Source organism: Pectobacterium peruviense (assembly GCF_002847345.1).
Lineage (GTDB): Bacteria > Pseudomonadota > Gammaproteobacteria > Enterobacterales > Enterobacteriaceae > Pectobacterium > Pectobacterium peruviense.
In genome coordinates this window covers 126,932-140,046 of the sequence record NZ_LXFV01000007.1, presented here as the reverse complement: position 1 = coordinate 140,046, position 13,115 = coordinate 126,932, and the positions used below count along the sequence as shown (strand labels likewise).

Genomic DNA, 13,115 nt, shown 5'->3' with positions numbered 1-13,115 from the left:
CTGAGGAATATTTCTGATCTGTAAGCAACATACTGCGAGGGATTGCGCAAATTGGCGACAATTCCTCAGACAGGTGGAAAAAATAATCTAAAATAGAGAGAGATAGGCAACGTATCGGTTTTTGGCCTGATGTGTCAGACGGCGAATCGTCGTTCTTTATCACCTTTCAACCCGCTTATTCAGGAGGAAGCATGAATAAAATAGCCCGCTATTACCGCGAGTTAATGGCTTCAGTGACGGCTCGGCTGAACGACGGTGAACGCGATCTCGACAGTCTGGTGCTGAGCGCCCGTAAAACCTTGCAGGAAAGCTCGGAACTGACGCAGAAAGAAATAGAACAGATAATTCAAGCTGTTCAGCGCGATCTGGAAGAGTTTGGCCGCAGCTACAGTGAAAATCAGAATGAATTTACCGACAGCGTTTTTATGCGAGTGATCAAGGAAAGCCTGTGGCAGGAACTGGCGGATATTACGGATAAAACGCAGTTGGAGTGGCGTGAGATCTTCAAAGATGTGAATCATCACGGGGTGTACCACAGTGGTGAAGTCGTGGGGCTAGGTAATCTGGTCTGCGAAAACTGCCATCACCACATCGCGTTCTACACGCCTGAAGTGTTGCCGCTCTGCCCGAAATGCTCACATGATTTGTTCCATCGCCAGCCGTTTCAACCGTAAGGCTGTTGTAAGTGCTAAATAAGCGTGCCTCGCGGCACGCTGTATCTGATAATTAATGCAGGATTTTCGCCAGGAAGTCTTTCGCGCGTTCGGACTGTGGGTTATTGAAGAAATCATCCTTGCGGGTGTCCTCAACAATTTTTCCCTCATCCATAAAGATCACTCGGTGCGCCACTTTACGGGCAAAGCCCATTTCATGGGTGACGACCATCATGGTCATGCCTTCTTGTGCCAATTCAACCATGACGTCCAGTACTTCGTTGATCATCTCTGGGTCGAGCGCAGATGTCGGTTCATCAAATAACATTGCGATAGGATCCATACACAATGCGCGGGCAATTGCGACACGCTGCTGCTGGCCGCCGGAAAGCTGCCCTGGATACTTGTTAGCGTGCGCCGACAGCCCTACACGTTCCAACAGCTTCTGCGCTTTGGTTTTAGCTTCCTCGCGTTTGCGTTTTAGTACTTTTACCTGCGCTAGCGTCAGATTTTCGATAATCGACAGATGCGGGAACAGTTCAAAGTGCTGGAACACCATTCCCACTTTGGAACGTAACTGGGCCAGATTGGTTTTTTTATCGTTAACGATAATGCCATTGACGGTAATGTCACCTTTTTGAATTGGTTCCAAGCCGTTTACGGTTTTGATCAGGGTTGATTTGCCCGAGCCAGAAGGCCCGCAGACGACTACGACTTCACCTTTTTTTACTTCTGTGGAGCAGTCGGCTAGCACCTGAAATTGGCCGTACCATTTAGAGATATTTTTCAGGGAAATCATCAAACCGTCCTTTTTTTCAGGTAACTGACCAGCATTGAGGCAGTAATGCTGAAGAGAAAATAAATGAACCCAGCAAATAGGATCATTTCAACTTGTGTTCCGTCACGCTCGCCAATGGTTGAGGCGGTACGGAAGAAATCAGCGAGGCTGAGCACGTAAACCAGTGAGGTATCCTGAAACAGAACAATCCCTTGCGTCAGCAACAGTGGCACCATAGCGCGGAATGCCTGTGGCAGAATAACCAGCTTCATGGATTGCCAGTGTGTCATCCCTAATGCTAACGCGGCGGAGGATTGACCGCGCGATACGCTGAGGATACCCGCACGAATGATTTCCGAATAATAGGCTGCCTCGAACAGCGAGAAGGCTACCATAGCTGAAATCAGTCGAATATCGGTTTTCGGCGATAGCCCAAGCACATTTTGTAATAAGCTAGGAACGACCAGATAGAACCACAGCAGAACCATGACGAGCGGAACGGAACGGAATAGGTTCACATACAGTTTGGCGAACCAGCTAATCGCCTTTATCGGCGACAGGCGCATCACCGCCAGAACCGTCCCCCAGACAATCCCGAATACTACCGCTGTTAGTGTAATTTTGAGTGTGACTACCATCCCCTGAATCAGGTACGGCATGCTTGGCCCAATTGAGCTCCAGTCAAATTCATACATGGTTTATTTGCTCCCCATATTGCCCGGCAAACGGGTTTTTCGCTCAACGACCTGCATGATCAACATAATGATGGCGTTGATGCCAACGTACGCCAGCGTGATGGCGGTAAAGGATTCATACGCATGGGCGGAATAGTCCAGCAGTTTCCCTGCCTGTGCCGCCATATCAACCAGACCAATCGTGGATGCGATAGCCGAGTTTTTTACCAGATTCAGCATTTCTGACGTCAGCGGCGGAACGATCACGCGATACGCATTGGGCAGTAACACATAGCGGTAAGTTTGTGGCAGCGTCAGACCCATCGCCAGCCCAGCGGCTTTTTGCCCGCGAGGTAGCGATTGGATGCCTGCTCTCACCTGCTCACACACGCGTGCAGCGGTAAAGAGCCCCAGACAAATCATTGATGATAGGAAGAACTGAATATTGGGGTCTAACTCGGCTTTAAACCACATACCGATGTCGACGGGAAGTAGCTCAGGAACCACCAGATACCAGGTAAAGAACTGTACAATCAGTGGGACGTTGCGAAATAGCTCGACGTAGCAAGTACCAATGCTCGAAAGAAAACGGTTCGGAACGGTACGTAAGATTCCAAATAAAGAACCAATGAGGAAGGCGATAATCCAGGCACAGATAGATAATGTGACGGTGACTTGCAGACCGGACAGAATCCACCCGAGGTAGGTTGTGTTGCCGAAGGGGGCGTCTTGTAGAAATATGCCCCAGTTCCAATCTATTGACATAACGAACTCCGGTAAAAAAAGGGTAGCGAAGCTACCCTGAAGATTGATGAGCGGCCATATTCCCGTTCTTTTTCAAACTACAGGCGTATTGTTTATTTTCCTGTTTATCGAAATTTCTCGGGGCAACATGTGATGGGGAACGACCATCACATGCCTGTCTGTCCTGCCACGAATCAGCAATCAGAGGGCAGAGTGATTCTGCCCTTATTCTCATTATTAATTAGTTTAGCGCTTTGTCATTTGGCGCTTTGAACAGCGCTTTCATTTCGTCTGACAGTGCAAAGTTCAAGTTAAGATCTTTTGGTGGAATCGGTTGTTTAAACCAGCGATCAAACCATTTTTCTGCTTCGCCAGAGGTTTGTACTTCGGCGATGGTGTCATCAACCAGTTTCTTGAATTGCGGATCGTCTTTACGCAGCATACAGCCGTAGGCTTCTTCAGACTGGGCTTTACCAACGATATCCCACTGATCGGCACTTTTCGCTTTTGCACGTTCGCCAGCCAGCAGAGCATCATCCATCATAAAGGCTACAGCACGGCCGCTTTCCAGCGTACGGAAGGAGTCGCCATGATCTTTTGCACTGATGATGCGCATCTTCATCTGTTTTTCTTCATTCAGCTTGTTCAGCAGAACTTCAGAGGTTGTACCGGAGGTCACTACGACAGTTTTACCTGCCAAGTCTGGGAAGTCTTTTACGCCGGAATCTTTTTTGGCTAACAGGCGCGTACCGACAACGAAAATGGTGTTAGAGAACGCGGCTTGTTTCTGACGCTCCAGATTGTTGGTCGTCGAACCACATTCCAAATCGAATGTACCGTTCTGTAACAGAGGGATACGGTTCTGAGAGGTGATAGGAAGTAGTTTGACCTGCAGGTTAGGCGCATCCAGTTTTTTCTTAATCGCTTCGACAATTTTGTCAGAGTAGGCCTGAGAATAGCCGACGACTTTCTGCGTATTATCGTAGTAAGAAAAAGGGACGGATGATTCACGGTGGCCAATGACGATCACGCCATTATCTTTGACCTTTTTCAATGTACCGGCCAGATCTTCAGCCTGGGCTGCACTGGCGGCAGTGCCAAGCAGAATCAGTGATAATGCCAGTTTACGCATTTGCATGTTCTAACTCCTTTGCTGTCGTTGCTGCAATAGTTATAGCGCTGTCATCAATAACCATAAGGTTAATGTGTCCGTTATCTTCAAGTTAACACTGTCTTCAAGTTGACATCGTATCGCTGAAGCACTCATGACACGTTGCTACTTCTCAGTGATAACGTTGCACCGTTAAAGCGCGAAGTTACTGCGTACACAGTTAAAAAGTAGCTGATTGTAAATAGATTGAAATGGAAATGTTTTCTTTTTGCGATATCCGCCGCACCAAATGGCAGCAAAGTCAGAGGTTGGCACCAAGTTGGTGCGTTACTTGCCCTGCGAGAGGGCTTTACGCTGACGTAATATCCAAAAAAATACAGAAACAACCCTTTACAGGGTAATAAGAGGCAAATACCGTGCCATAAATAAAAAAGGCATGCAAAAGCATGCCCTTAGGGAAGTGAGGAGAGAGCAGATTATCGGCGACGTAAACCGAAGAAGACCGCAGTGATGCCACCCAGCAGCGTAACGAACCAGAGCGGCCAGGAACCGAAGCGTGCATAAGGCGTTATCCCGGTTGCAGGAACCACCTGCGTGTCCAACACGGCACGCGTAAACTGCGGCAGACTGGCACTGATCTTGCCATCTGGCGCAATCACTGCGGTGACGCCGTTGTTGGTGCTACGAACCAGAGGGCGCCCTAATTCCAGCGCGCGCATGCGTGCCATCTGAAAGTGTTGCCATGGGCCGATTGAGCGGCCAAACCAGGCGTCGTTCGAGATGGTCAACAGCATATCGGTGTCTGGCCGAAAATTATCGCGCACCTGTTGGCCTAAGATGATTTCATAGCAAATAGCGGCATTAAGTTTGAAACCATGGACAGAAAGCTGTGGCTGAACATAGTCACCTCGGCTAAACGACGACATCGGCAGATCGAAGAACGGAGCCAGCGGGCGTAACAGCGTTTCTAGCGGGACAAACTCGCCGAAAGGCACCAGATGATTTTTGTTATAACGGTTCGTCGTAGGGTAGCTGTACGGCTTTTTGTCGCCGAGTACGATAATTGAGTTATAGAAATCAGTCTTGTTGCCATCACGCCGAATATCGACGATACCCGTAATCAGGCTGCTATCACGGCTACGCAGGATATCGTCAATCTGCTTCAGATACGTACCCTGACGGCTTTCAATATCGGGAATAGCGGTTTCCGGCCAGATAACGATAGGCGCCTTGTCCATATAGGGCAGGCTGTTATCCAGATAGATCCTCAGTGTATTCAACAACTCATCTTGTTCCCACTTCATCGCCTGCGGGATATCGCCTTGTACCAGCGCGACATTGACGGCTCGTTCAGGTTGCAGGGTATACCACTGCACGTTGCGCAGCGGCCATGATAAAACGAAAACACCGATAGCGATGGCCGCGGGTGCGATTTTTCGCTGATTGATGGCATAAACGAGCAGTCCGCTGAGGCACATCAATAGGAAGGTAATGGTGTCGATACCCAGAATGGGCGCGATACCTTTTAACGGGCCGTCAATTTGGCTGTAGCCGAATTGCAGCCACGGAAAGCCGGTGAGCACCCAGCCGCGCAGAAATTCGGTTAGCTGCCAGAGTACGGGAGCGGCAAGCGCCAGACGCCACAGCGTTGTTTTAGGCCACAAGCGTGAGAGCAGGGCAGAAAACAACAGAGGATAGAGCGACAAATAGGCGGCGAGTAAAATGACTATCGCAACATTGACAGGGCCCGGCATTCCGCCAAATTGCGCGATACTGACGTAAACCCAGTTTACGCCGCTGCCGAATAGACCAAATCCCCAACAAAACCCTATCCAGGCTGACTGGCGAGCGGTGCGGTTTAGCGTCAGCGCCTGCAGACCCATGAGCGAGATAACCGCCGCAGGCCAGAAATCAAAGGGAGAAAACGCCAGCGTGCCACAGGCACCAAATAAGAGCGCCAGCAGGGCTTTAACCTGCTGGCGTTGTAGAAACGAAGCGACAACCATTGCCAAATTATTCTTCCAATTTTGGTTGAGGGGCATTGTCAGGGATTCTGACATGAACCTGAATAATACGGCGACTGTCTGCCATCGCAACCTTAAACAGGTAACCTTCTATGTCGATGGTTTCGCCACGAGCAGGAAGATGGCCGAAAGACTGCATAACCAAGCCACCAATGGTGTCGACCTCATCATCGCTGAACCGGGTGCCGAAAGCCTCGTTAAAATCTTCGATATCGGTTAACGCCCGAACGGTGTAAGTCTGACGATTAAGCTGACGAATATCTCTGTCTTCTTCATCGTCGTATTCATCTTCAATTTCGCCGACGATCAGCTCAAGGATATCTTCAATCGTGACCAAGCCGGATACGCCACCAAATTCATCGATGACAATCGCCATGTGATAGCGCAGCGAGCGGAATTCATTCAGCATTCTATCAACGCGTTTACTTTCCGGCACAACAACAGCGGAACGCAGAACTTTATCCATACTGAACGGTTCGGAATCGCTGCGCATAAACGGCAGCAAATCCTTGGCCATCAGGATGCCTTCAATATGGTCTTTATCTTCGCTAATGACGGGGAAACGGGAGTGGGCGGATTCGATAATCACGTCCAGACACTCTTCCAGCGTTTGATCGCGCTTGAGCGTAATCATCTGTGAGCGAGGGATCATGATATCGCGCACACGCTGGTCGGCGATATCCATGACGCCTTCGAGCATATCTCGTGTTTCAGGATCGATCAGTTCATTCTGTTCGGAATCACGAATCAGAGTGAGTAAACCATTACGATCTTTTGGCTCGCCGTGAAAAAGCTGATTAAGAATAAGAGAAAAGAAGCCCTTTTTGGGACTGGGTGCATCGCTGTTTTGAGAATGGTCGTCGCTCATGCGTTTTAATTAACATCACTCTTGTTAAAGGATTATTGCCAGCAACTGGAAGCGGCACAGTGGCTGATGTGGAACAGATAAGTACCCGATATCTTCCCGATCTCGGGCCATATAAAATGTATTTCTATTTATTCGGTGAGGCCATCTTTTTCTGCAAGGTAAGGATCGGCATAACCCATACTTTGCATAATCTCGGTTTCCAGCGCTTCCATTTCTTCGGCTTCGCTGTCTTCGATGTGGTCATACCCTAGCAGATGCAGGCTACCATGGACAACCATGTGCGCCCAGTGCTCTTCTACGGTTTTTTCCTGCTCTGCGGCTTCGCGTTCTACAACCTGACGGCAGATGATTAAATCTCCAAGCAGAGGAAGCTCGACTTCAGGTGGTGCCTCGAAAGGAAACGACAGCACGTTGGTCGGCTTGTCCTTACCGCGATAGGTGTTATTCAGGTCGCGACTTTCGGCCTCATCCACGATACGGATGGTGACTTCAGAGACTTCCTGAAACTGCGGCAGAACGCCTTCCAACCAGCGCTGAAAGTCTTTTTCTTCCGGCAATCCCTGTGCTTGCTCGCTGGCGATTTGTAAATCGAGAATCACCTGACTCATTTTTGCTCCTGATCTGATGCTGCAGCCTGTGCTTCCCGTTTACGCTGTTCTGCTAAGGCGTCTTTACGTTTCTGGTCGGCATTTTCCCATGCTTCATAGGCATTCACAATCCGCGCAACTACCGGATGGCGTACCACGTCTTCGCTGTGGAAAAAGTTAAAGCTGATCTCTTCCACATCGGCCAGCACTTCAATCGCGTGGCGTAAGCCCGATTTCAGATTCTTTGGCAAGTCGATCTGTGTGACGTCACCGGTGATGACGGCTTTTGAGTTGAAGCCGATACGTGTCAGGAACATTTTCATCTGTTCGATGGTGGTGTTCTGGCTTTCATCCAGAATGATAAAGGCATCGTTCAGCGTTCGGCCACGCATGTAAGCCAGTGGTGCAACTTCAATCACGTTACGTTCGATTAGCTTCTCGACACGTTCAAAGCCCAGCATTTCAAACAGAGCATCATAGAGTGGACGCAGGTAGGGATCGACTTTCTGGCTCAGATCGCCAGGCAGGAAGCCCAGCTTCTCACCGGCTTCGACCGCTGGGCGCGTTAACAGAATACGGCGAATATCCTGACGCTCCAATGCATCCACGGCGGCTGCAACGGCTAAGTAGGTTTTCCCCGTTCCCGCTGGGCCAACGCCGAACGTGATGTCGTGATCGAGGATGTTGGCGACATACTGCGCCTGATTCGGCGTGCGCGGTTTGATTACGCCGCGTTTGGTGCGGATATTGACCACTTTGCCATAGTCAGGAGTGTGTTCCGCAGACTGCTCCAGCACGCGAGATTCTTTAATCGCAAGATGAATTTGCTCAGGATCGATATCACCGATGACGCCGCGCACTGGAGCCGTATCGACATACAGGCGTTGCAGGATATCGGCGGCAGCTTGCGTCAGCAGGTTCTTGCCGACCAGTTTGAACTGATTGTCTCGGCGATTGATTTCGATGCCTAAGCGACGCTCTAACTGTTTAATATTGTCATCAAACGGGCCGCAAAGGCTGAGCAGGCGTTGGTTATCTGCGGGTTCAAGGGCAATTTCTTTTGTTGTTACGTTCAAATTATTCCTCTTGAGCGTTACGGTGCTGGCACTCTTTCTACCCGCACAAAATGAACTGTTATTAGATGGCCTGATGTATCCGCCATGTGAGTGAATTATTCATCGTGAATGCCCGATGCTGCAAGTCACAATAATGATATTGGGATGCTGTCTCGCAAAAGCAAATGCAAGTGCCTTGAAATTGAAACAGATTGAAGGATAAGAATAGCCTGCTGTAAAAAATGTAGGAGCAGCAGCCCAAAGGGGACAGCAATAGTAGTCAGCCATAAAAAATGGGTGACAAAGCCACCCATCATTGTGCTTAGACTGGAATCAACGTTGATTACGGCTGGTAGAACCCAACGCCGATTTCATTCTCTTTACGAGTACGAGCAATCACGGAAGACGGTGATTCATGTACGCGCAGATCCATTTGATCTTCGGTCCGCACTACGATGCCGCGCAGCGAGTTGGTATAAACGTCAACAATTTCAACATCGACGAATTTACCGATCATATCCGGCGTGCCTTCGAAGTTGACGACGCGGTTATTTTCCGTGCGGCCAGATAGCTCCATCACGCTCTTACGCGAGGTGCCTTCCACCAGAATACGCTGGACGGTGCCCAGCATGAGGCGGCTAAATCGCATTGCCTGCTGGGTGATGCGTTCTTGAAGAAGGTACAGGCGCTGTTTTTTCTCTTCTTCCGGCACGTCATCGACCATATCCGCAGCCGGTGTTCCCGGACGGGCGGAATAGACAAAGCTATAGCTCATATCGAAATTCACATCGGCAATCAGCTTCATGGTTTGTTCAAAGTCAGCCTGCGTTTCGCCAGGGAAGCCGATGATAAAGTCAGAGCTAATCAGGATACCTGGACGCGCATTGTGCAGCTTACGGATGATGGCTTTGTATTCCAACGCAGTATGACGGCGTTTCATCATCGTCAGAACACGGTCAGAACCGCTTTGCACTGGTAAATGCAGGAAGCTGACCAGCTCCGGTGTGTCTTCATAAACGCTGATAATATCGTCTGTAAATTCAATCGGATGACTGGTGGTGAAACGAACACGGTCGATCCCGTCAATGGCGGCGACCAGACGCAGCAGTTCGGCAAAAGAACAGATTTCACCGTCATAGGTTTCGCCGCGGTAGGCGTTAACATTCTGCCCCAGAAGGTTAACTTCACGCACGCCTTGCGCGGCTAGTTGAGCGATTTCAAACAGCACATCATCGCACGGGCGACTGACTTCTTCGCCTCGGGTATAAGGCACAACGCAGAATGTGCAATATTTATTGCAGCCTTCCATGATGGAAACGAATGCTGTCGGCCCATCGGCACGCGGTTCTGGCAGGCGATCAAATTTTTCGATTTCAGGGAAACTGATGTCAACGATGGGGCTACGTGTGCCCTGAACGTGATTAATCATTTCCGGCAGGCGGTGCAAGGTTTGTGGGCCAAAAATAACGTCAACGTAGTGCGCACGTTCACGAATGTGTGCACCTTCCTGTGAGGCAACGCAGCCACCGACGCCAATAATCAGCTTCGGATTAAGATCTTTCAGCGCTTTCCAGCGACCAAGTTGATGGAAGACCTTTTCCTGCGCCTTTTCACGGATCGAGCAGGTATTGAGCAGTAAAACATCGGCTTCTTCAGCGATTTCAGTAAGCTCATAGCCGTGCGTACTTCCCAGTAAATCAGCCATCTTTGATGAATCGTACTCATTCATCTGACAGCCCCAGGTTTTAATATGCAGTTTTTTTGTCATCGACTTGCCATTACTCAGTGCGGAAGGAATAGGAAAAATTCCCCTCATTTAGGATGGGTATTGTAATCGTTAGCTGACGTTGTGACCAGTGCTGGAAGCCGCGCTGATTTGATAACCCCTTACTTTCTATAAAAATGCGGCTTTTCTGAAAAGTTACCCGCAAATCCAGTACACTATTTTCATGCATTTTTACTGGTGTGAATAAACCAGAATCAGAGGGGATTAGCCAATATGCATTACGATGCGATTGTGGTTGGCGGTGGAATGGTTGGCGCGGCCGCGGCGCTCGGGCTGGCACAGCAAGGATTTCAGGTTGCGGTGATTGAGCAGGAAATACTAACGCCATTTGATGCCACCAGTCCGCCAGATTTACGGATCTCAGCAATTGGCTATGCGTCGGTTGCGTTACTGAAAGAACTGGGTGCATGGCAGCGAGTGCAGCAGATGCGCAGCGCGCCTTACCGCCGGCTGGAAACCTGGGAATGGGCGAACGCCAGAGTAGTTTTCGATGCTGCCGACATTCACCTGCCTGAACTAGGTTTTATGGTGGAAAACCGTGTGCTGCAACTGGCACTCTGGGAAAGTTTGCAGGAGGAGAAGCGTTGCCAATGTTATTGCCCAGCGACGCCGCAGGGTCTGCAACGCACGGATGATGGCTGGTGTTTACAGCTTGCTGACGGGCAGAAGCTAACGGCTTCGTTGCTGATTGGTGCTGATGGCGCGAACTCTCAGGTTCGCCAGTGGGCAGGGATTGGCATCAGCGGCTGGCAGTATCGTCAGTCTTGTATGTTAATCGGCGTTGAAACTTCACAACCCCAGCAGGATGTTACCTGGCAGCAGTTCACACCGAGCGGCCCGCGTGCGTTTTTGCCGCTGTTTGACCAATGGGGATCGCTGGTGTGGTATGACAGCCCACAGCGTATTCGCCAGCTTCAGGCGATGCCACTTGCACAGTTGGATAAAGAAATTGCTATCGCGTTTCCTGAGCGGTTGGGCTCGGTCAAGGCGCTCTCTGCTGGGTCATTCCCGTTGGTCAGACGCCATGCGCAAACCTATATCAAGCCTGGCTTGGTACTGTTGGGGGATGCCGCGCATACCATCAATCCGCTGGCGGGGCAGGGCGTTAATCTGGGATATCGCGACGTTGAGGCGCTGCTGGATGTGTTGATTAACGCGCGTAATGCGGGAGAAGAATGGGCTTCTGAACGTGTATTACGGCGCTACCAGTGCCGCCGTATGCCGGATAATTTGATGATGCAAAGCGGGATGGATTTGTTCTATAACGCGTTCAGTAACGCATTACCGCCGCTGAGTTTTGCGCGCAACATGGCATTGATGGTCGCACAGCGCGCTGGTGTGTTAAAACAGCGCGCATTGAAATACGCCATTGGCGTCTGACTGATGATCATAGGGACACCGCCCGCTACAGTGCTGGCTCGGCGGTGAAGATAATATCGGTGTCCGCATTAGTGGTTGCCTTAAAGCGAACATTTCCTATCTGCCGAACACCTTTACCCGAGGTCTGGCTATCCTGAAGCAGGCCGAACATCATTTCGGTCATCTCAGGGCTTTCGAGACTATTTCCACCTGATAACGCGCCCTCACCCAATAGCGCAGAAAACGCGGCAGTGACGATTTGCAGATTCTGCCTTGTTGCTTCTGGGGATTCTGACGCGGCATTGAGTATCACGAGTCCATTAAGCTGTTGGCTTTTACTCTCTATCGACCCAATTAATCCGACGTGCTCGTTAAAAATGTGCTGGAAATCATCGACGGATGTTCCCTTTTCCACGTTAATAGCCAGTTTGAGCGGGATATTGAGTTTCGTCAGATTAGCATTCATCCGGTCAGCGAACGTTTGCGCTGACATCTTGAAAGAAGCTACTCCGGCAGCATAAGTTGGTGTGAGAAAGCAAAACAGCAATGCCACGCTGAGTAACAAAGTGGTTAACTGCGCACGTATGGCTGATCGCCACGACTTGCTGACGTTATTCTGCCGTGGCACCACAATGTGGCTGAAATCATGAGTAACAGAGGATATAGATAAAACCTTCATGACTGCCCTTTTGGGAAAATCGAATAATTGATTTGGATATGTTAGCACTAGACTATGTTAATACCAGACATAACAAAACGGGGCGACGTCTTTCGACTGTCGCCCCGTTTCTTTGCTGTTTTATCAGCTTAATTTGGCTGGGGTACGAGGATTCGAACCTCGGAATGCCGGAATCAGAATCCGGTGCCTTACCGCTTGGCGATACCCCAAAAATTTGGTGGCTACGACGGGAATCGAACCTGTGACCCCAGCATTATGAGTGCTGTGCTCTAACCAGCTGAGCTACGTAGCCAAATGTACTGCTGTTATCACTTCACCTAAAAACTTCTACTATCAAGTAGATGGCTGGGGTACCTGGATTCGAACCAGGGAATGCTGGTATCAAAAACCAGTGCCTTACCGCTTGGCGATACCCCAATAGGACAACATATTTTTCTAACACACTATTTGAAATGGCTGGGGTACCTGGATTCGAACCAGGGAATGCTGGTATCAAAAACCAGTGCCTTACCGCTTGGCGATACCCCAATCACAACAAACACTAACAAGCTTCGAAAAGCAATGTCAAACCGAGAAGATGATAATGGTGCGGGAGGCGAGACTTGAACTCGCACACCTTGCGGCGCCAGAACCTAAATCTGGTGCGTCTACCAATTTCGCCACTCCCGCAGAAAGATGGTGGCTACGACGGGAATCGAACCTGTGACCCCAGCATTATGAGTGCTGTGCTCTAACCAGCTGAGCTACGTAGCCATCTTTCCGCTTCACCTTCATCGGCGTTGCGGGGCGCATTATGC

General features: G+C 49.9%; 12 protein-coding genes and 6 tRNA genes. 2 read left to right on the top strand and 16 right to left on the bottom strand.

From position 1 onward, the window contains the following. The first annotated feature begins 191 nt into the window (after positions 1-191). Positions 192-674: a zinc ribbon-containing protein gene (locus A0G03_RS07685; protein WP_048259272.1), complete on the top strand. Its 483-nt coding sequence runs from the start codon at positions 192-194 to the stop codon at positions 672-674. A gap of 52 nt (positions 675-726) precedes the next feature. Here A0G03_RS07685 and A0G03_RS07680 read toward each other — a convergent pair whose 3' ends face one another. The 9 genes from A0G03_RS07680 to miaB all read right to left on the bottom strand — a co-directional run bounded on the left by A0G03_RS07680 (position 727) and on the right by miaB (position 10,262). Beyond that, positions 727-1,452, bottom strand: a complete 726-nt coding sequence (locus A0G03_RS07680; RefSeq protein ID WP_048259273.1) for an amino acid ABC transporter ATP-binding protein — start codon at positions 1,450-1,452, stop codon at positions 727-729. Continuing rightward, positions 1,452-2,126: a glutamate/aspartate ABC transporter permease GltK gene (gltK, locus tag A0G03_RS07675; RefSeq protein WP_048259274.1), complete on the bottom strand. Its 675-nt coding sequence runs from the start codon at positions 2,124-2,126 to the stop codon at positions 1,452-1,454. The genes A0G03_RS07680 and gltK overlap by 1 nt, the downstream gene beginning before the upstream one ends. 3 nt (positions 2,127-2,129) lie before the next feature. After that, positions 2,130-2,870 carry an amino acid ABC transporter permease gene (locus A0G03_RS07670; protein ID WP_048259275.1) on the bottom strand — a complete coding sequence of 247 codons (741 nt, stop codon included), beginning with the start codon at positions 2,868-2,870 and terminating at the stop codon, positions 2,130-2,132. A 220-nt stretch (positions 2,871-3,090) separates the two neighbouring features. Next, on the bottom strand, positions 3,091-3,987 hold the full coding sequence (locus A0G03_RS07665; RefSeq protein ID WP_048259276.1) for an amino acid ABC transporter substrate-binding protein: 897 nt from the start codon (positions 3,985-3,987) through the stop codon (positions 3,091-3,093). A 449-nt stretch (positions 3,988-4,436) separates the two neighbouring features. Continuing rightward, positions 4,437-5,966 (bottom strand): apolipoprotein N-acyltransferase, encoded by a 1,530-nt coding sequence (gene lnt / locus A0G03_RS07660; RefSeq protein ID WP_048259277.1) that lies wholly within the window; start codon positions 5,964-5,966, stop codon positions 4,437-4,439. Between the two features lie 7 nt (positions 5,967-5,973). Continuing rightward, the gene (gene corC / locus A0G03_RS07655) at positions 5,974-6,852 is read right to left on the bottom strand and encodes a CNNM family magnesium/cobalt transport protein CorC (RefSeq protein WP_010285415.1); all 879 of its coding nucleotides are present in this window, start codon (positions 6,850-6,852) and stop codon (positions 5,974-5,976) included. 128 nt (positions 6,853-6,980) lie between these two features. Then, complete coding sequence (gene ybeY, locus A0G03_RS07650; protein WP_039275337.1) at positions 6,981-7,460, bottom strand: rRNA maturation RNase YbeY; 480 nt, start codon at positions 7,458-7,460, stop codon at positions 6,981-6,983. Next, a complete protein-coding gene (locus A0G03_RS07645) occupies positions 7,457-8,515 on the bottom strand; it encodes a PhoH family protein (RefSeq protein WP_048259278.1) in 1,059 nt (352 codons plus the stop codon). The genes ybeY and A0G03_RS07645 overlap by 4 nt, the downstream gene beginning before the upstream one ends. 322 nt (positions 8,516-8,837) lie before the next feature. Beyond that, entirely contained in the window at positions 8,838-10,262 is a 1,425-nt protein-coding gene (gene miaB / locus A0G03_RS07640) for a tRNA (N6-isopentenyl adenosine(37)-C2)-methylthiotransferase MiaB (RefSeq protein ID WP_048259279.1), read from the bottom strand. A 231-nt stretch (positions 10,263-10,493) separates the two neighbouring features. Here miaB and ubiF point away from each other — a divergent pair, with 231 nt between their 5' ends. Continuing rightward, a complete protein-coding gene (gene ubiF / locus A0G03_RS07635) occupies positions 10,494-11,660 on the top strand; it encodes a 3-demethoxyubiquinol 3-hydroxylase (RefSeq protein ID WP_048259280.1) in 1,167 nt (388 codons plus the stop codon). Positions 11,661-11,685: 25 nt separating this feature from the next. Here the strand turns inward: ubiF and A0G03_RS07630 are convergent, their stop codons facing one another. The 7 genes from A0G03_RS07630 to A0G03_RS07600 all read right to left on the bottom strand — a co-directional run bounded on the left by A0G03_RS07630 (position 11,686) and on the right by A0G03_RS07600 (position 13,071). Further along, positions 11,686-12,318, bottom strand: coding sequence for a hypothetical protein (locus A0G03_RS07630; RefSeq protein WP_048259281.1), 633 nt, complete (start codon positions 12,316-12,318; stop codon positions 11,686-11,688). A 134-nt stretch (positions 12,319-12,452) separates the two neighbouring features. Then, a tRNA-Gln gene (locus A0G03_RS07625) sits at positions 12,453-12,527 on the bottom strand. 6 nt (positions 12,528-12,533) lie between these two features. Then, positions 12,534-12,610: transfer RNA gene (locus tag A0G03_RS07620), tRNA-Met, on the bottom strand. Positions 12,611-12,660: 50 nt separating this feature from the next. Beyond that, positions 12,661-12,735 (bottom strand) — tRNA-Gln (locus tag A0G03_RS07615). A gap of 36 nt (positions 12,736-12,771) precedes the next feature. Next, positions 12,772-12,846: transfer RNA gene (locus A0G03_RS07610), tRNA-Gln, on the bottom strand. Between the two features lie 56 nt (positions 12,847-12,902). Continuing rightward, positions 12,903-12,987 (bottom strand) — tRNA-Leu (locus A0G03_RS07605). Positions 12,988-12,994: 7 nt separating this feature from the next. Further along, positions 12,995-13,071: transfer RNA gene (locus tag A0G03_RS07600), tRNA-Met, on the bottom strand. Positions 13,072-13,115: the final 44 nt, after the last annotated feature.